This is a genomic window from Spirosoma spitsbergense DSM 19989, from assembly GCF_000374085.1.
In the GTDB taxonomy this organism is placed as follows: domain Bacteria; phylum Bacteroidota; class Bacteroidia; order Cytophagales; family Spirosomataceae; genus Spirosoma; species Spirosoma spitsbergense.
The window spans coordinates 21900-39693 of the sequence record NZ_KB893566.1 but is presented as its reverse complement, the minus strand read 5'-3'; the positions used below and the strand labels follow the sequence as shown (position 1 = coordinate 39693).

General features: G+C 51.7%; 17 protein-coding genes. 10 read left to right on the top strand and 7 right to left on the bottom strand.

Translation table 11 applies throughout. The features are described from left to right. The first annotated feature begins 19 nt into the window (after positions 1 to 19). Positions 20 to 2140 (top strand): peptidylprolyl isomerase, encoded by a 2121-nt coding sequence (locus B157_RS0122330; RefSeq protein ID WP_020605537.1) that lies wholly within the window; start codon positions 20 to 22, stop codon positions 2138 to 2140. Between the two features lie 78 nt (positions 2141 to 2218). On the opposite strand, the gene B157_RS0122325 is transcribed toward B157_RS0122330, so the two are convergent. Beyond that, positions 2219 to 3151 carry an RraA family protein gene (locus B157_RS0122325; protein ID WP_020605536.1) on the bottom strand — a complete coding sequence of 311 codons (933 nt, stop codon included), beginning with the start codon at positions 3149 to 3151 and terminating at the stop codon, positions 2219 to 2221. Positions 3152 to 3163: 12 nt separating this feature from the next. Next, complete coding sequence (locus tag B157_RS0122320; RefSeq protein ID WP_020605535.1) at positions 3164 to 4102, bottom strand: RraA family protein; 939 nt, start codon at positions 4100 to 4102, stop codon at positions 3164 to 3166. Positions 4103 to 4355: 253 nt separating this feature from the next. Here B157_RS0122320 and B157_RS0122310 point away from each other — a divergent pair, with 253 nt between their 5' ends. Continuing rightward, positions 4356 to 5798 (top strand): mandelate racemase/muconate lactonizing enzyme family protein, encoded by a 1443-nt coding sequence (locus tag B157_RS0122310; protein WP_020605533.1) that lies wholly within the window; start codon positions 4356 to 4358, stop codon positions 5796 to 5798. A 56-nt stretch (positions 5799 to 5854) separates the two neighbouring features. Here the strand turns inward: B157_RS0122310 and B157_RS0122305 are convergent, their stop codons facing one another. Both B157_RS0122305 and B157_RS0122300 read right to left on the bottom strand, forming a co-directional pair. After that, the gene (locus B157_RS0122305) at positions 5855 to 6772 is read right to left on the bottom strand and encodes a TIGR01777 family oxidoreductase (protein WP_020605532.1); all 918 of its coding nucleotides are present in this window, start codon (positions 6770 to 6772) and stop codon (positions 5855 to 5857) included. A 102-nt stretch (positions 6773 to 6874) separates the two neighbouring features. Beyond that, positions 6875 to 7429: a hypothetical protein gene (locus tag B157_RS0122300; protein WP_026308892.1), complete on the bottom strand. Its 555-nt coding sequence runs from the start codon at positions 7427 to 7429 to the stop codon at positions 6875 to 6877. Between the two features lie 281 nt (positions 7430 to 7710). Between B157_RS0122300 and B157_RS0122295 the strand changes: the two genes are divergently transcribed. The 5 genes from B157_RS0122295 (at position 7711) to B157_RS0122275 (ending at position 14151) form a co-directional block, all read left to right on the top strand. Further along, positions 7711 to 9090, top strand: a complete 1380-nt coding sequence (locus tag B157_RS0122295; RefSeq protein ID WP_020605530.1) for a M28 family metallopeptidase — start codon at positions 7711 to 7713, stop codon at positions 9088 to 9090. 77 nt (positions 9091 to 9167) lie between these two features. Further along, a complete protein-coding gene (locus B157_RS0122290; protein ID WP_020605529.1) occupies positions 9168 to 9485 on the top strand; it encodes a hypothetical protein in 318 nt (105 codons plus the stop codon). After that, entirely contained in the window at positions 9482 to 9832 is a 351-nt protein-coding gene (locus B157_RS36945) for a toxin-antitoxin system TumE family protein (protein WP_020605528.1), read from the top strand. Before B157_RS0122290 ends, B157_RS36945 begins: the two co-directional genes overlap by 4 nt. Before the next feature lie 135 nt (positions 9833 to 9967). Then, complete coding sequence (locus B157_RS0122280; protein ID WP_020605527.1) at positions 9968 to 13021, top strand: FAD-binding and (Fe-S)-binding domain-containing protein; 3054 nt, start codon at positions 9968 to 9970, stop codon at positions 13019 to 13021. An 83-nt stretch (positions 13022 to 13104) separates the two neighbouring features. Further along, positions 13105 to 14151, top strand: coding sequence for a hypothetical protein (locus B157_RS0122275; RefSeq protein ID WP_020605526.1), 1047 nt, complete (start codon positions 13105 to 13107; stop codon positions 14149 to 14151). Between the two features lie 301 nt (positions 14152 to 14452). Here B157_RS0122275 and B157_RS37630 read toward each other — a convergent pair whose 3' ends face one another. After that, positions 14453 to 14665, bottom strand: coding sequence for a helix-turn-helix domain-containing protein (locus tag B157_RS37630; RefSeq protein WP_245565201.1), 213 nt, complete (start codon positions 14663 to 14665; stop codon positions 14453 to 14455). Continuing rightward, a complete protein-coding gene (locus B157_RS0122265; protein ID WP_020605524.1) occupies positions 14629 to 14991 on the bottom strand; it encodes a hypothetical protein in 363 nt (120 codons plus the stop codon). Before B157_RS0122265 ends, B157_RS37630 begins: the two co-directional genes overlap by 37 nt. Positions 14992 to 15366: 375 nt before the next feature. On the opposite strand from B157_RS0122265, the gene B157_RS0122260 reads away from it, so the two are divergent. After that, positions 15367 to 16059: an SDR family NAD(P)-dependent oxidoreductase gene (locus B157_RS0122260; RefSeq protein ID WP_020605523.1), complete on the top strand. Its 693-nt coding sequence runs from the start codon at positions 15367 to 15369 to the stop codon at positions 16057 to 16059. A 53-nt stretch (positions 16060 to 16112) separates the two neighbouring features. Here the strand turns inward: B157_RS0122260 and B157_RS37625 are convergent, their stop codons facing one another. Beyond that, positions 16113 to 16337, bottom strand: coding sequence for a GNAT family N-acetyltransferase (locus B157_RS37625; RefSeq protein WP_425423213.1), 225 nt, complete (start codon positions 16335 to 16337; stop codon positions 16113 to 16115). An 18-nt stretch (positions 16338 to 16355) separates the two neighbouring features. Here B157_RS37625 and B157_RS0122255 point away from each other — a divergent pair, with 18 nt between their 5' ends. Together B157_RS0122255 and B157_RS0122250 are read left to right on the top strand one after the other, a co-directional pair. Next, the gene (locus B157_RS0122255; protein ID WP_020605521.1) at positions 16356 to 16970 is read left to right on the top strand and encodes an alpha/beta hydrolase; all 615 of its coding nucleotides are present in this window, start codon (positions 16356 to 16358) and stop codon (positions 16968 to 16970) included. Between the two features lie 137 nt (positions 16971 to 17107). Then, positions 17108 to 17782, top strand: a complete 675-nt coding sequence (locus B157_RS0122250; protein WP_157618544.1) for a 3-keto-disaccharide hydrolase — start codon at positions 17108 to 17110, stop codon at positions 17780 to 17782. The last annotated feature ends 12 nt before the right edge of the window (positions 17783 to 17794 follow it).

Sequence of the window (17794 nt, the reverse complement as noted above, 5' to 3'; positions counted from 1 at the left end):
ATTGACTGTTAAAAGCGAAATGTCTGTCATTAATAAGATTAGAGAACGTTCAGGGTTAGCCGTCGGCGTCATTGCTGTCAGTTTACTTCTGTTCATTGTAGGAGGTGATTTGCTCGGTGGCCGTAGTCGGCTGTTTGGTGGAAACCAGCAGGAAGTTGGTGTAATTGACGGCCAATCCATTGACTACCAGGATTTCAATGCAAAAGTAGACGAAATTCGGGCGCAGTACGAACAGCAGACTGGCCGTGCTCCAGCCGAGCAGGAAATGGGTCAGATTCGGGAGCAAGCCTGGAATCAGATGCTGTTCGAGATTGCCTATCAGAAACAGTTCGACAAGCTGGGCCTTACAGTATCGCCCGAAGAACTGGTCGACATGGTGCAGGGAAACAACATAAGCCCTACCGTTCGGCAGGCGTTTACCAATCCACAAACCGGCGTTTTCGATAAAAGCTCCATTATCAGCTACCTCAAAGGGCTGAAAAATCTGCCGCTTCAGCAGCAGGCAGCCTGGGCTAGTTTCGAAGATAATTTAAAATCGAACCGCCTGCGCGAAAAGTACGAAGGGTTGATGACCATGTCGGTGTTCGCCACAACGGCCGAAGCCCAGAAAGAATATCAGGCGCAGAATGCCAGGGCTAATGTGAAATTTTTGTTCGTTCCCTACTACGCGATCAACGATACGACCGTAAAAGTGACCGATTCACAGTTGCAGACTTACCTTGATAAACATAAGGATGAGTACCCTGGCACGGATAGCCGGTCTATTCAGTACGTAACATTTTCGGTGGCTCCGTCCAAAGAAGACAGTGCAACGCTGTACAGCGAAATCAAATCGCTGGCCCGTGGGTTGGGAGCGGCTCAAAATGACTCCGTTTTTGCCCAGCAAAACAGTGATGTTCGGGTCCCTCTTTACCTGACCGCCGGTGAGATGCCGCAGCAGCTTCAGGATGCTATTCCAACCTTTGCACCGGGCGGCATTTACGGTCCCTTCCGCGAAGGCAACACCTATTTCATCTATAAATATGGCGGCACAAAGAAAGATACCAACTACACCGCCCGTGCCAGCCATATTTTGATCCAGACCAAAGGGCTGGCCGATTCTGCCAAAGCAGATGCCCGTCGCCGGGCTGAGGGTATCCTGAAACAGATTCAGGGTGGTGCCAGCTTTGAGGCCCTTGCGCAAACAAATAGCGACGATGGTTCCCGGTCAGCCGGTGGCGATCTTGGGTATTTTAAGAACAATGGCCAAATGGTAAAGCCTTTTGAGTCGGCGGTGTTTGGCGCTACGTCAGAAGGATTGATTCCCCGCCTGATCGAAACAGAATTTGGCTACCATATCATTAAAGTGACGGAACCCAAAACAAACGTATTGTATCGCATTGCCGCCATCGGTAAAACGATTGCGCCTAGTCAGACTACACGGGATGAAGCCCTGCGGAAAGCGGACCAGTTTGCTTCGGATGTACAGACGAAAGCAGAATTCGATGCGAAGGTGAAGGAAGATAAGAGCCTGGTTATGGCTACCGCCGAGCGTATTCCGGAAGGAGCAGCACAAATCAATGCCCTGACGGGTACCGAAGTTCGGCAGATTGTGCGCTGGGCCTTCAATGATAAAACCGATGTAGGCGCTGTGTCGGAACCGTTTGAAGTGGGTGATCAATACGTCATTGCCGTACTAACAAACAAAACCGACAAGGATAAGGTAACGGTAGATGACTACCGTAATGAGCTGACCGCCAAAGTTCGTAATGAACTGAAAGGGGAACAGATTACCAGTAAATTGGGAAATGCCACTGGCACACTGGAAAGTATTGCCCAAAAGTATGGTTCTGGGGCGTTGGTGGAAACAGCCGAAGATGTTAATCTGGCAACAGGTTTCCTGCGTAGTGCCGGTGTAGACCCGGTTGCGCTGGGTAAGGCCTTTGGGCTCAAGCCGGGCAAACGCTCGAAACCATTTGTTGGCGAAGGTGGTGTTTTGATGATGGAAACGACGTCGATAACGCCAGCCCCGGCCGTTGCAGACTATGCGATGTACAAGACGCAGATTCAGCAAAACAACACGTCACGGATTGGCTTATACATCAACGAAGCCATCAAAGACGCAGCTAAAGTAGAGGACAAACGGGCTAAGTTTTATTAGTAGTCTGCCATAAGGAACATCAACAAAAAAACCTTCTTCCGCTTGGAAGAAGGTTTTTTTGTACCCCAGAAATCTCTATTACCAGGTTCGCTTACTCATTACTCTATCCAGCTCGGCTTTGGTCATGGAGCCAGCTTCGGGGTGCTTACCTAACCAGGCAAGAAACTCCGTCTTGATTTCTTCCGTCCACTGACTGTCGATCTGACCGGTTGTATAGCGGCCAGATTTAACCATCTCGAAACCAAACAGATCCTTGCGGGTAACGAACTCGGCGGTGCCGACAACCTGTTCGGCCAGGTGGGCCGGTACAAAAAGAACCCCTTCCCGCTGGGCAATAACCAAATCGCCCGGCAGCACCATGACACGGCCAATGCGTATGGGGGAGTTGAGACCCATCAACACCATTTCTTCCAGAAAAGAGGGGTGGAAATCGCGCACAAACGCGTTGAATCCTTTGATGTTCTGTAGCTCCTGCAAATCGCGGGCGGCCCCGTCGAAAATAACGCCGTTTCCGGTTTTGCTGAAAATGGCATTTCCCAGGGTAGCCCCAATCAGCGTACCCCCGCCAACTTTGCCAAAAGCGTCGGCTACGTACACATCCCCCTTCGTGAGCGTTTCGATGGGCCAGGTATTGGTGTTCCCTTTTCGTCCCTGTCTGGCAATTCCCCGGTCTTTAATGTTTTTTTCCACATCGGGTCGGCTGGGCATGAACATCGCCGTCACAGCCCGCCCTGTTACCGGCACATCGTTCTGAATCAATTTCCAGCCACCTTCAAACTGATTGGTGTAACCTTCATTCTTCAAAACCGTCCAGGCATCATCAATACCAATGTGTTTGGCCCGCTCTACCAGGTCATCGGAAATTTTAGGGCGGCCATCCGGGAAGCGTTCTCCTTTCCAGTAGGACGTTAGAAAAACCAGTTCGTCTTTCGGAATTGTTTGCGCTGACAAGGGAACGTTAGCGTAAACTATAACCCAAAAAAGGAGTAAAAAAGCAGCACTGAATCTCATCGGGTTCGTCAATTAATGGCCTTCTTTTGCCAGATAGGTTTCTATTTCTTTACTCGTAATGGCTAGCTTTTTTGGGTATTTGGCCACCCATGCTCTGAACTCTCCCTTTATTTTTTCGGACCATTCACCATGAATTTCGCCGGATGGGTATTTCCCCTGCTGCAGTAATACCCGCTCAAATTCATCGCGCAGTCCCGTCATTTCCGAGGCCGATACCAGCCCTTCCACCAAGTGAGCCGGAATGAAAACAACCCCATATTCATTGGCAAAGACCACATCGCCGGGCAACACGGTAACCTCGCCAATGCGAATCGGGGCATTGATGGAGGTAGGCGTCATGTCTTTGATGTACGACGGGTCATGGCCTTTCACCCAGGCATTGAATCCTTTGGTATCTTTCAGTTCCTGCATGTCCCGAACCGACCCGTAGAAGATAACCCCCTTTCCCGTTTTGCCGTAAATGGCATTACCCAGGCTTGAGCCAATCAGTGTTCCATCTTTGATCTTGCCATACCCATCGGCTACGTAAATATCACCCTTGGTCAGGATGTCGATGGGCCAGATATTGATTCCCCCCTTCTGGGATCGGCCTTCGGCTTTGCCCACTGCCCGCACCATACTGTCAAGGTCAGGACGTGTGGGCATAAACTGAGCCGTTACCACCCGCCCCGTCATAGTTTCGCCGGGCTTAAGAATAATCCAGTTTTTTTCCACCTGATTTCGGTAGCCTTTGTTACCCAGATAACCCCATATTTGCTCCAGTGTACAGTTTTGCAGGCGGTCCAGCACCAGGTCAGAAACGTTCGGGCGGCCATCCGGTAGCCGCTCACCTTTCCAGTTGGCGGTTAAAGCAGTAACATAGTCGGGCGTTGACCCTACCCGCTGGGCGTGGGCTACCAGGCTCCCCGCCAGGGTAAGGACAGTCAACAAAAATCGTGTTTGCGTTTTCATGGTTTGGTTTAAGGGGTCAATACGCTTACCTAAGATGAATACCCTCCCAGCTCATTCTGTCAAAGAACAGGCTATCGGTCTGATTATGAGCTCCCCATTCGTCAGTTACCAGGCATCCCTATTTGTCAAATCAAAAAGAACGGAGCATGAGTAAAATACTGACGTTCGCTTATTTCTATACTCGTACAGCGTTGCACAAACGGAAGACGTGCCACGCCAGCCGTTGTAATCGTAACCCCAAACCCCCTTTGCCATGAAAAACATTTTTTCCCGATTAGCCGCTTCCGGCTCTCCTTCTTCTGATCGCCGTGACTTTTTGCGCAACGCCGGTCTGGGTGGGCTGTCTCTTGGTTTTATGTTTGATAACAAGCCGGGGCCACATTCGGTGGATCAGGAACTGGAATTTATTACCCAGAAAGTTCCCCGCGACTCCAAACCGGCAGATCTGAAAATTACCGACTTGCGCGTGGCCGTTCTTAATGGAGTGCCTTTCAGTAGTCCTATTATCCGGATCGACACGAACCAGGGCCTGGTAGGCTGGGGCGAGGTACGTGATGGAGCCAGTGCCAACTACGCGCTCATGCTCAAAAGCCGACTGTTGGGTAAGAACCCCTGTAGTGTCGAACAGATTTTTAAACAAATAAAGCAGTTTGGTGGGCAAAGCCGGGCGGCTGGTGGCGTTTGTGGTGTAGAGATGGCCCTGTGGGATTTGGCCGGAAAAGCCTATAACGTACCCGCGTATCAGTTGCTGGGCGGAAAGTACCGCGATTTTATCCGGCTCTATGCCGATACGCCGGAATCTGATACATATGAGGGATTTGCGGAGAATATGAAGAAGCGTAAAGATCAGGGCTATACATTTTTGAAAATGGATTTTGGGATCGGTATGCTCGCTGATCAACCAGGGCTACTGGTCAATGGAAATAGCTGGAGCGTGAAGCGGCAGTGGATTGATTCCGAACCGGGAAAGGTGGGTAATTATTCCACCACAAAACACCCCTTCACCCGCATTCAGGTTACTAAAAAAGGGTTGGATAAATTAGTGGACCACGTAGGACGGGTGCGCGAAATTGTGGGCTACGACACCCCACTGGCTGCTGACCATTTCGGGCACTTCGATGTCAATACCGCCATCCAGATTGGTAAGGCGATGGAACCCTTCCGGCTGGCCTGGCTGGAAGATTTAGTCCCCTGGTTCTACACCGATCAGTGGAAACAGATTTCTGACGCAATAGATACCCCGACGCTAACCGGCGAGGATATTTATCTGAAGGAAGGCTTCAAAAAACTCATCGATGCGCGGGCTGTCGATATGATTCATCCCGATCTGGCCTCATCGGGTGGGTTGCTGGAAACTAAAAAGATTGGCGACTATGCCGAAGAAGCCGGGATTCCGATGGCGATGCACTTTGCCGGGTCGCCCATTTCCATGATGGCTAATGTTCACTGCGCAGCTGCTACTGAAAACTTCGTTGCTCTCGAACACCACGGTGTCGATGTTGACGGGTGGGAGAACATTGTAACGGGCATCAAACCCATCGTTGAAAAGGGATTCGTCAAAGTTCCCGACCGGCCCGGTCTCGGTGTCGAATTGAACGAAGAGGCCGCCAAAAAATTCCTCAAAAAAGGAGCTACCTGGTTTGCCCCTACCGATAATTGGAATACGAAAGATTCCGCCGACCGGGAATGGAGCTAGTTTCTTTTAGTCATTAATGGTCATTGACAACCAATGACCATTAATGACCTTTTACCCTATTCCAACAGGTTCTCCAGAGCCGTTCTTACATCGGTAAACTGATACCTGAAATTGGTTTCTTCGGCAATGCGCTTGTTTAATACATAGTTACCGCCTGTTACAACGATGGCCATTTCGCCATATAGTAGCTTAATGACAAAGGTGGGAATGTTGGGCAGAATCATGGGCCGATGTAGTACATCAGCAATGGCACGGGTCAGGGTTTCGTTGGTGACCGGACTGGGCGCCACGGCGTTATACACCCCCTGCCACGACTCGTCGGTTAAGGCCTGGATGTACATCCGGCACAGGTCATCGAGGTGAATCCAGGATATGTACTGCTGCCCGGACCCAATGGGGGCCCCTGCTCCCAGTTTAACGGGTTGTACCAGTTTGGGCAACGCTCCGCCCGTCATGGTTAGCACTACGCCCGTGCGCAACTTCACCGTTCGGATACCGAGTGCCGCTACCTGTTCTTCGGAGCGTTCCCAGGCCCGTACAACCTGCGCCATAAAATCGGTACCGCCAACGCTGGTTTCCGTCATAGGGCGGTCGCTCGTGTCGGCCCCGTAGTAGCCAATGGCCGAGGACCCAATGAATGACTTTACGTGATGTTTATTCCTGGTCAGCGCCTGCGTCAGCAGTTCCGTGGATTGGGTACGGCTTTTGAGAATCTCCTCTTTACGCTTGTCGGTCCAGCGTTCATCGGCAATACCAGCCCCCGCCAAATGGATAATATAATCGGCGGTAGCAATGGCCTTCGGGTCAACGTGTTCTTTTTTTATATCCCACTGGTAGACGGTTACATCAGGAATGGATTCGCTACTTCGGCTTAGGTAAGCAACCTGATAATCCTGCTGGAGCAGCAACTGCGTCAGCCGACGGCCAATGTCGCCGGTGCCACCAGTAATTAGAACGGTTTGATTTGTACTCATACTGCATACGTACATTTATAGAAAGATAACCAGCAGAGACGAGTCAGGGTTTATTTATTGCTCAAGTAGACTGACGAAGCCAACCAACGCAATGCATCAATATCACACCTGCCATTCCTTGGGCAAGCCGAGCTGCCGGGCGTAATGGGCGGGGGCTGTGTTATGCATCCAGCCGAGGAGTTTATTGATACTATCAGCGAATTCAATGTAATAATCGGGGTCGAGCTTAACGACTTTCTTGAGAATCATATCCGTCCGCTTGGCAATGTATTCGGCCGCCGAATCGGAACGGGAGTTGTATTTCTGCAAAAGATGCGCGTTATGGTCGTAGAAGGTGTTAAGTGTATACAGCATCAGGTCTACCTCACCATACTTATCCTTCGTAACTTTCATGTGGCGGGTGATGTAACCCGCCACGGTCCGCATATCCATCATCAGCCAGCCGGGCGTGTCGGCATGAAGGCGGGCGGTTCGGTCGATGAAGTCCCGAATCAGTTTACGCCGTTCGTCGATGGTTTTGCCCTCTTCAACCAGCTCGAACTGGAGTCGTTCGGTCAGGACAACATCTTTTGCTACCAGGCGCAGCAGCAGTTTGTCTTTTTCCAGGCCCGACATTCGGACAATGGCTTTTTTGAGGTCGGGTTCAATAGCAGGCATATAGCAGTAAATAATAAGCGAGGGCGAATACAGCAACGGTTATCCGTTGGTCTTACCCCGAATTGAACCGCTTAATCCGATCATAAGTTTACGATTTATTCTTTATCCAGCCAGAGCGTCAAATCTACTTTTTCGGCAGTGGCTAAAAAGTGTAGGCATATCGGGCTTCACTACGTACTCTTTCTCAACACCTGTTATTGCCCATCCTGCCACTAATTAGTCGATAATGGAGCGGCACCATCCCGGTTTTTTAGTAGCTTCGCCCGCTAATCATCAACTACATGAAAGTACAACTCCTTCCTGTTGCCTTTTTGCTGGGTACATTATCCGCTTTCTCCCAAACCGTCATTATCAACCGCGACCCGCAAATTGCCGACCTGGTTGCGCAGGTATCGGCGGATAGCCTGCGGGCGCACGTAACGGGGCTGGTTAGTTTCGGGACCCGCCACACGCTGAGTGTTCCCGCCGATGCCAATGCGGCTGTTGCCAAAAAAGGGCTGGGAGCCGCCCGGCAGTGGATTCTGGGCAAGTTCCAGCAGTACGCCAAACAGTCGAACGGGCGCATGACGGCGATCCTGGATACCTGGACGCTGCAACCCGACGGACGACGCGTGGACAAACCCGCCAACATGGGTAACGTGATGGCCACCCTCAAAGGCACCGACCCCAACGACGACCGTATCTTCATTGTGCAGGGCCACATGGATAGCCGGGTAACCAACGTCATGAATCGGGAATCCGACGCACCGGGCGCCAACGACGATGGCTCCGGTACGGCCGCCGTTATTGAACTCTGCCGGGTAATGAGTAAATCGTCGTTCCCGGCTACGGTTATCTTCGTTGCCCTCACGGGCGAGGAACAGGGGTTATTGGGTGCCGAGCATCTATCGGAGCGGGCCGTGAAGGAAAAGTGGAATCTGGAAGCCGTCCTGAACAACGACATCATGGGCAGCAATAACAGTTCCGACACCCGCATCATCGACAACACCCGGCTCCGCGTTTTCAGCGAAGGGCTACCAAGTGTACTGCTCAAAGACACCACCGGACGCATTGGGCAGATACAGCGGTTTGGCAACGAAAACGATGGTAAAGCCCGCACCCTGGCCCGGTACCTGAAAGACGTAGGCGAACGCTACGTCGAAAATCTGGAAGTGGTCATGGTATACCGTAATGACCGCTACCTGCGTGGGGGCGACCATACGCCTTACGTGCAGCGCGGTTTTGCGGCCGTTCGCATGACCGAGATGAATGAGAACTACGAACACCAGCACCAGGATTTACGGACTGAGAACGGCATCGAGTACGGGGATTTGATCAAGTTTATGGATTTCGACTATCTCCGCAAAAATACTGCCCTCAACCTGGCCACGCTGGCGAATCTGGCCAAATCGCCCACCATGCCGCAGCAGGTAACCATTGAAGTACGGAACCTGACCAACTCAACGACTTTGTACTGGCAAGCCCCCAAAACCGGCAAGGTAAAAGGCTATTACGTACTGATGCGCGAAACGTACTGGCCCTTCTGGCAGAAGAAATTCTTTACCCCCAAACTCGGCATGACCCTGCCCTACTCCAAAGACAATTACTACTTCGCCGTGCAGGCTGTGAGCGAGGATGGCAACGAAGGTCTACCCGTATTGCCCGCCCCAAATCTGCGGTAAATCACCGGGCAACAGGGCCGTACACTAGGCTGATTGCTTCCATATTTTCGTTATCTTTGATAAAAGCACCTACGCCTATGTCAGTTTCTGCGGGTCAGTCCGTTCCGGAAGAGGTGATTCACGCCCTCGGTTATCAGAATACCGACGATTTCCTGCGCATACAGGCTCGTCAGGCATTAGAGCAGAAAATCAGCTACTATCAGAGTCGGGTTGATTTTTATGAGCAGAAATATGGCATGGGGCTTGATGAATTTCATCAGCGGGCAATCAACTCATCCGACCCGGAATTGTCGAAGTTTAGTGTTGTTGAGAAGGAAAACGATGATTTTGCCTGGGATGATGCCCTTGATTTTGTGCGTATTTACGCTGATAATCTTCGGCGGGTCAGGCCATGAAGGAGATTGTCGATCCATTCAGCGTAGTTATCCGTTCCACTCATTTCGAGATAGAAAAAGTAGCTGACCAGAAATTGATAGAACGATGTACGGTGGTTTTCGTGGATGGGTCACGATTATCCGCCTACGAATCCCAAACGGGGAGTAAGTTCAAGTACGGTTACCATTGGATGGACAAGGATGATCAAACAATGTACCGATGGGATAATGCCGCTCACTTTCCCCAGTTCGATACGTATCCCTATCACCGCCATGTCGCCGAACCATACCCGATAATGACATTAAGCGAGGTGCTTCATTTTATCCGGCTTCAGCTTACACCATCCTCCCAACCAAACCACCCATGAGCGAGGATGGCAACGAAGGGTTACCCGTATTGCCCGTACCCAATCTGCGGTAAGTTTTTGCCTGGAGCAAATGCTGGGAACACAAAGCCAAACTGGTTTCTTCGTACCTTTATGTACTGAATTAAGAGACCTTTTATGTTCCTCCTTTCGCCCAAATTGCCTTTTTCTACGCTGTTACCTGGTTTTGAGGGTGACCTGTATTTCGATGAATCCCCGGCGCATACGGCCCAGCGGATGCTGTACGCAACGGATGCGTCGGTCTATCAGGAAATACCCATCGCGGTAGCCCTGCCGAAATCCATAGCCGACGTCAAAAAACTGCTCCGGTTTGCGCAGCAACACAAAATCGCCGGAAAGCCGGTCGGGCTTATTCCCCGTGCGGCTGGCACATCGCTGGCCGGGCAGGTGGTGGGGAGTGGCATCGTGGTTGATATATCGAAATACTTCGGGCAAATTCTGGAAGTTAACGAACAGGAGCGGTGGGTGCGCGTACAACCCGGCGTTATCCGCGATGATCTGAACGCTTTTCTAAAACCGTACGGGTTGCTGTTCGGGCCAGAAACCAGCACGGCCAGCCGGGCCATGATTGGCGGCATGATTGGCAACAATTCCTGCGGATTACACTCCATCATATGGGGCACCACCCGCGACCATCTGCTGGAAGTACGCACAATCCTGAGCGACGGGGCCGATGTAACGTTCGGGCCACTCACGCAGGACCAGTTCGACGCCAAATGCCGGGGAGAAAACGTAGTTAGTCCGCTCGAACAACGGCTGTACGTTCAGTTTCGCGACTGGCTGTCGCAATCAGCCATACAGCAGCAAATTCGCGACGGCTACCCCAAACCAACCGTTACGCGCCGGAACACGGGCTACGCCCTGGATGCACTGGCGGAATTTTTCGTTCCTTCCGTTCCGTCAGCGGGCGAATTAATTCGCCCGCTGACGGAACGGAAGGAACCTATATTCAACTTCGCCCCGCTCATTGCCGGTTCGGAAGGGACGCTCTGTTTCATAACCGAAGCCAAACTAAACCTGCTGCCGTTGCCTCCAAAAGAAACTGCGCTGGTTTGTGCGCATTTTCCCACCATAAGGCAATCACTCGAAGCGAATCTGGTGGCATTGGCACACAACTGTTCAGCTTCTGAACTGGTAGATGATTATGTGCTGCAACTGACCAAAACCAATATTGAGCAAAGCAAGAACCGCACCTTTGTGGAGGGCGACCCCAGGGCGATTCTGATGGTCGAGTTTTTCGACGACACGGTAGAAGCCGTTACCCGGCGGGCCGAAGCCTTCGTGGCGGAGCTGACCGAAAAAGGGCTGGGGTACACCTACCCCATTCTGTTCGATGAGGAAACCAAAAAACCCTGGGCACTGCGCAAAGCCGGACTTAGCGTGATGTATAACATTGCCGGTGACGAAAAACCGGTAAATGTCATTGAAGATACGGCGGTGGATGTGCTCGACCTGCCGGATTTTATCGACGATCTCGACCGGCTGGCGCATGAACAGTATGGTCTGCGGCTCCAGTTCTCGGCCCACGCGGGGGCGGGCGAAATTCACGCCCTGCCGCTGATGAATCTCAAAATATCGGCAGGGCGCGCCGATTTCCGGGCCTTGCTGATGGATACCGCGCAGTTGGTCAAACGATACGGTGGCTCCTTATCCGGCGAACACGGCGATGGCCGGTTGCGGGGCGAGTGCATTGCCTTTATGCTCGGGCCGGAGAACTACCTGTTGTGCAAAGACGTGAAAACTCTCTGGGACCCGCACAACGTGTTTAATCCGGGCAAGGTAGTGGATACTCCGCCCATGAACGAATCCCTGCGCTATGTGGCGGATCTGGTCATTCCCCAACCCAAAACCACCTTCGACTTTTCGAACGAAGGGGGATTGCTGGAACTGGCCGAAAAATGCTCCGGCTCCGGCGATTGCCGCAAAACCGAAATTTCGGGCGGGACGATGTGTCCCAGTTACATGGCTACCCGCCGGGAAAGTGATACCACCCGCGCCAGAGCCAATATGCTCCGGCATTTTTACAGCAATCAGGACACCCCCACCGACCACGACTACGAAGCTGTCAAAGACGTGCTGGACCTGTGTCTGTCCTGCAAAGCCTGCAAGGCAGAATGCCCGTCGAGTGTCGACATGGCTAAAATGAAGGCCGAATTTTTGCAGCAGCAATACGAACGGAACGGCGTTCCGCTCCGGGCGCGGCTGGTTGGTAATTTCACCAAACTAATGTCGCTGGCCAGTTTGGTCCCTTGGGCGTATAACGGTATTTACGGTTCTTCCGCACTGCGCGGAGTGGCCAACCGGGCCGTTGGATTTCACCCTGATCGCTCCATGCCGGAATTGGGGAAGATAACGTTGCGGAAGTGGTTTTCTTCAAGGAGTGAGGAGCCAGTCAGCACGAGTAAGAGAAATGAACCGAATGGCTCCTCACAACTCGCTCCTCACTCCTCACTCCTTCTCTTCTGCGACGAGTTCACCAATTACAACGATGTGGAGGTTGGCCAGAAAGCGACCCAGCTCATGGAACGTTTGGGCTATACCGTTGCCATTCCCTATCACGTTGAAAGTGGCCGGACGTATCTGTCGAAGGGGCTGGTGAAAGAGGCTCAACAACTCGCCATCAGGAACGTGACGCTGCTCAAAGACCTCGTTACGGATGATACGCCCCTGATTGGGCTGGAGCCATCGGCCATTCTGACCTTCCGCGATGAATACCCCGACCTGGTTCCGGCGGAGCTGAAAGAGGATGCGCTTCGTCTGGCCAAAAACGTTTTTCTGTTCGAAGAATGGCTGGCCCGCGAAGCAGATGCCGGACGTATCGACCGTACGGTATTTACTACCGATGTCCAACTCGTGAAAGTACACGGCCACTGCTACCAGAAAGCCCTGTCGAACATGATTCCGGTCAAAAAAGTATTGTCGCTGCCCCTAAACTATACCGTACAGCTTATTCCATCGGGCTGTTGCGGTATGGCTGGCTCGTTTGGCTATGAAGCCGAGCACTACGACCTGTCGATGCAGATTGGCGAACTGGTGCTGTTTCCCGCTGTTCGTCAGGCAGAAGGGGCCATCATTTCGGCCGCAGGAACCAGTTGCCGTCACCAGATAAAGGACGGAACAGGCCGCAAAGCAAAGCACCCCGCCGAAATTCTGTTCGATGCCCTGAAGTGATGCGGACTTTCGTACGCGTTACCCGCCAAAAACCTTTTCGGTTCCCGGTTGTTTCGACTATACCTAAAACAGATACTATAGTTATGCAAGATTCAACCCTTAGCGATGGCGCTCAACAGGCTAATATGGTTTCGAACGAAAACGCGGATGCGATGTTCGGAGCCGACCAGGCCGAAACGAATATGGTTAAACTCGTTGACGGTAAATTAACGCCCATCGGCAATACAGAAGACGATGTGGTAGACGACCAGCTCAAAAACCGCTACACATCGGACGAAGAACGGAGCCTTCAGGGCGACGAACTGCGGGGTAAAACTTACGAAAACTCCGAAGCAGCTCTACAGGCTGGCGAAGGTCTTGGCAACGAGACGATGGACGAAACCAATGCCGAACCCGCTATTGCCGTAGCCGAAATCACGGGAAATCCGGATGCAGGAGCTACAGTAAATACAGGCCTGCCATCGGAAGATGAGCCGGAGGAGTCGTCAAAAAAAAACGATAAATCAACCACAACCAACTCGTTTGGTGGCTGGAATATCATTGGAGAAGGGCAACCCACGGGCGACATGATTCCGGCGACGCCGGGCAGCCCTGACCCAATGCAACCCGTTCCGGGCATTCCAGAAACGCCCCCAACTCCACCCCTGCCGGGGCCGGAAATCCCTGACCTGCCGGGTTCACCTAACCCATCGACCCCCGAAATTCAGGAACCCGACCAGCCCGACCGTTCGCATGAGGTTAATGCGCAAACGTTTACTTCGGCTGCTCCCGGAGTGGTGCCTACCGATGGCCCTAAACCCGATGGAGCTGTGCCCGAAACGAAGTACGAAGGGCTGGACGAAGGAGCCACTGCCGAACCTGGTTCAGAAGAAGGCATGCAGGTGAAACCAAATACGGGCGACTCCGCCCGTCCATACGATGTGAACGCTAAAGACAACGCTGAACACAAACCCGGTGAGCGTCCGGAAGAAGCGAAGGAAACCCGGAATATGCCCCGCGAAATGACCGACGAGAGCAGCGTAATGGCGCAGGACATGGTGTCTGGTCCGGACCGCTCCGACCAGAAATCAACCGAAGGACTGGACCGGAAATACAATGACCCAGAGGCAGCCCGTGATATGGCTACCTAGATCTTTCGGGATGGCTTTATGATTAATCCGCAGGCTATGCCTGCTTACAGTAAAAATCCCCCTGCCAATTAGGGGGATTTTTACTGTAGGCACTTACCTGTTTATCAACTAGTTGACCTTATTAAAAAGGCGTGCCCTAACGAATAAGGTGTGGCTTTTCAGGCTGATTGGTATCTATTTTAACGTGAGTTCAGGATCAGCCAGGGCTCAAATGTGGTCCGTAGGGCCTTGATAGCGTAGCGTCGGAAGAAAATCTATTCCCGAACTCACGTTATTTTAGCAAAATTTCCGGGTGAACATCTCAGGCAAGGGGACGAAGTTGCGTATTCAGGGTGATGGCCGGCTGATGCCGGTAATGAGTAGGCGTTTGATGGTAGTACTGTTTAAAGAGTTTGTTGAAATGGCGCACGTCCGTAAAACTAAATTCGTCGGCAATTTGCGAAATGCTCACCGTATCCTGTCCCGGCTTTGTTTCAACTAATCTGAGCCTGTAACGAATAATATACTGCTGAATGGATTCGCCCGCCTGCCGCCTGAAAAGCGCGCCAAGGTGGCTCGAAGAATAATCACCCAGGTTTTTGCCTGATCCAGATAGAAACGGTCGCTGTCTAAATCCGTCTTTGTTTCTCCCGCTTTATAAATATGAAACTTGCCTAATTCGAGTAATACACTAAGTCGGCTGGTATCCGCTTTGCTGTTTTTTAATCGATTCAACAACCGGTTCACCATCTGCCGGTTTATATTCTGACCAGTAGCACCCAGGGTACATATCAGCCAGAGACAGCCTGCCACAAACAGCGTTGTCAGTTGACCCGTATGGTTTTGTTCCGGTTGCTTCATTGGATGGTATTACCAGTTTTCGGACGGTGTTGAATGGCAGGCCAGTGTATTACCTGCTTAGAAGCTACCCAACTATCGGCAATGCTGTATTTTATGGCGAAGGGATTCTTTTTCTGGTCGTTTGACAAATATCCGGTTTTTCGTAAACGGTTGCCAGAATCTTATCAATGAGCCGCAGATTGTACCGCAGAAACGTCGATTTATACTGGCATCTTCGGGCATTTTCGGGTATGTTTACAGGATAGGGCAACCCGATAGAAACGAGTCTGCCGGGCGCTGGAGCCGGACTTTATTTTCAGTGCAGCCTTCCCTTTTTTTAACCAAAAACAAGCCTGGCTCAACTGAACGTAAAACGCTAATTCGTACATTATTACCATGGACACATCGGCATCAATTCTCGTAACCGGAGCCGCTGGCCATCTGGGAACCAGCGTAGTGCATGAACTGCACCAACTTGGCTATCAGGTACTGGCAACACTGGGCTCGCAAAAAAACACCGGTATTTTCGACCACCTCGAGCGGGTAACGAGCCATGTCGTCGACCTGCTCGACCCTGCCGGGGTAGCCAGCTTTATAGATACAGTTCGTCCGAAGGCTCCCCGCGCAGCTGTTCTGTTGGTCGGGGGATTTACGGCGGGTGGGTTTGCAGAAACGAGTGTCGATGATCTGGAAAACATGTTCCGGCTTAACTTCCTGACGGCCTACAACGTAGTACAGCCGCTGCTGCCTATTTTCGATGCGCAGGGTGGAGGACAATTCATTCTGGTGGGTGCCCGGCCTGCTCTACTGCCCGACGCGGGTAAAGATCTGGTGGCCTATTCGCTCAGCAAATCCCTGGTATTTGAGCTGGCCAGCCTGATCAACGCTTATGGCCAGGGAAAATCCATTGCGGCCTCAGTCATCGTTCCTAGTATTATAGATACACCAGTGAACCGAAAAGCCATGCCGGATGCCGATCCTGCGACCTGGGTTACGCCCGAGGCCGTCAGCAAAACGATTGCCTTTGTGCTGTCGGAGGCAGGGCAGATGATGCACGAGCCGATTTTGAAACTTTATAACCAGTCCTGACGAAATTCCGGCGTTAAAGGTAGCTTTGACTGGATATCAGCTGATCAGTCGTGTTATGAATATCTTTTCCAGATGTCGGCGTAGGCATCCGGGTTGTGTTTAAACTGGGCCCGCACACACGGGCAAAGGGGCATTGCCCACAACTTGTTCTCGCGCACACAAGCCACCATGGCATCCAGAAGCTGTCTGGCATACCCCTTCCCCTCGGCTTCGGTAATCACGTGGGTATGATAGACGGTCAGGCAATCCCCAAAAATAGCGACGACCATCTCCCCAATTTTTTCCCCTGCTCCCGTATGGTAAAAGCACCGTCGCTGGTATCGGTAATGTTGAATTCTACTGTAGCCATAACCGATCTGTTTAAGAGGGGTACTGCCAGCGACATCCTCTCTATTGCTGATTACTTAACCGTGCCGGATTTCGCGCTGCTGGCCCCTCAGGCTCCCGGAAACAGCTGGTATCCAACATCATTCCTTGCCCCACCTGCGCAGAACGAACCCTGGCTTTCCAATTCGCTGAAATTGCTGGCCAATCTGGTCGAATCCGTTAAGGAACAGGGTATCAAGCCGGAGCAAATCTACTTTCTGGGGTTCTCACAAGGGGCCTGCCTCACGCTGGAATATATTGCCCGCAATGCCACACGCTATGGGGGTGTCGTTGCCTTCACCGGCGGGTTGGTTGGGGATAAAATCTATCCCGAAAAATATACTGGTTCCCTGGCGGACACGCCCATTTTTATCGATACGAGCGATCCGGACCCTCACGTGCCGGTTGAACGGGTGTTGGCATCCGCCCAACTATTGAAAAATATGGGGGCTATCGTTACTGAGAAAATCTACCCGAACAAACCGCATACCATCAGCCAGGATGAAATTGATACGGCCAACACGCTTATTTTCAGTCAATCCTAGTCATGGCCCGTCTTTCACCCGTCTCGGGTCTTTTTATAAAAACCTTCGTTTTCTCGATAGGCAAGAAAATTCTATCTTTACTCAAAATTCTAAACTCTATGAAACGACTACTGCACTCCATAAGTCTGCTGTTCAAAATGGAAATGCTGTTTTGGTTACTGGCCATCAGCTTTTCCTTTACGCTCCCCCCCAAATGGACGTCACTCTTCGACGGAAAAACAATAAAGGGCTGGCATAGCTACCATAAAGATGGCGTTGTTGGGTGGTCCGTAGAAGACGGGGCCATGACGCCCGACGGTACCGGTGGCGACCTGGTGACCGACAAAGAGTACGGAAATTTTGAACTGGAGTTTGAGTTCAAAATCCCCAAAGGCAGCAACAGTGGTGTCGTGTACAAAATCATCGACAGCCCCGATATCAAGTCGACATACATGTCGGGTCCTGAATACCAGGTAATCGATGATAAAGGCTATCTGGATGGCGAGGGTAAACCTTATAAACTGAAAGATACGCAAATGACCGGAGCCAACTACGACATGATTCCTCCTTCGGATTTTAATGTTGCCAAAGCACCCGGTGAGTGGAACAAGGGGCGTATTGTAGTCAACAACAACCATGTCGAACATTTCCTGAACGGCAAAAAAGTGGTTGATTACATGTACGGTACGGATGAGTGGAAAGCCATGGTTACCAAGAGTAAGTTTGCCGACTGGCCCTACGCTACGCCCCACGCCAAGGGAAAAATAGCCCTGCAAAACCACAGCCCCAAAGAGCGCGTCTGGTACCGGGATATCAAAATTCGGGAATTGTAAAGAGTTCGATTA

What these genes read in the sequence shown, in the direction of transcription:
- B157_RS36945 (WP_020605528.1), top strand. Translation starts at nt 9,482, where the DNA reads ATGAAGGAGATTGTCGATCCATTCAGCGTAGTTATCCGTTCCACTCAT.
- B157_RS0122260 (WP_020605523.1), top strand. Translation starts at nt 15,367, where the DNA reads ATGGACACATCGGCATCAATTCTCGTAACCGGAGCCGCTGGCCATCTG.
- B157_RS0122265 (WP_020605524.1), bottom strand. Translation starts at nt 14,991, where the DNA reads ATGAAGCAACCGGAACAAAACCATACGGGTCAACTGACAACGCTGTTT.
- B157_RS0122330 (WP_020605537.1), top strand. Translation starts at nt 20, where the DNA reads ATGTCTGTCATTAATAAGATTAGAGAACGTTCAGGGTTAGCCGTCGGC.
- B157_RS0122305 (WP_020605532.1), bottom strand. Translation starts at nt 6,772, where the DNA reads ATGAGTACAAATCAAACCGTTCTAATTACTGGTGGCACCGGCGACATT.
- B157_RS0122295 (WP_020605530.1), top strand. Translation starts at nt 7,711, where the DNA reads ATGAAAGTACAACTCCTTCCTGTTGCCTTTTTGCTGGGTACATTATCC.
- B157_RS0122255 (WP_020605521.1), top strand. Translation starts at nt 16,356, where the DNA reads ATGGTAAAAGCACCGTCGCTGGTATCGGTAATGTTGAATTCTACTGTA.
- B157_RS0122250 (WP_157618544.1), top strand. Translation starts at nt 17,108, where the DNA reads ATGGAAATGCTGTTTTGGTTACTGGCCATCAGCTTTTCCTTTACGCTC.
- B157_RS0122325 (WP_020605536.1), bottom strand. Translation starts at nt 3,151, where the DNA reads ATGAGATTCAGTGCTGCTTTTTTACTCCTTTTTTGGGTTATAGTTTAC.
- B157_RS0122320 (WP_020605535.1), bottom strand. Translation starts at nt 4,102, where the DNA reads ATGAAAACGCAAACACGATTTTTGTTGACTGTCCTTACCCTGGCGGGG.
- B157_RS0122280 (WP_020605527.1), top strand. Translation starts at nt 9,968, where the DNA reads ATGTTCCTCCTTTCGCCCAAATTGCCTTTTTCTACGCTGTTACCTGGT.
- B157_RS0122290 (WP_020605529.1), top strand. Translation starts at nt 9,168, where the DNA reads ATGTCAGTTTCTGCGGGTCAGTCCGTTCCGGAAGAGGTGATTCACGCC.
- B157_RS0122310 (WP_020605533.1), top strand. Translation starts at nt 4,356, where the DNA reads ATGAAAAACATTTTTTCCCGATTAGCCGCTTCCGGCTCTCCTTCTTCT.
- B157_RS0122300 (WP_026308892.1), bottom strand. Translation starts at nt 7,429, where the DNA reads ATGCCTGCTATTGAACCCGACCTCAAAAAAGCCATTGTCCGAATGTCG.
- B157_RS0122275 (WP_020605526.1), top strand. Translation starts at nt 13,105, where the DNA reads ATGCAAGATTCAACCCTTAGCGATGGCGCTCAACAGGCTAATATGGTT.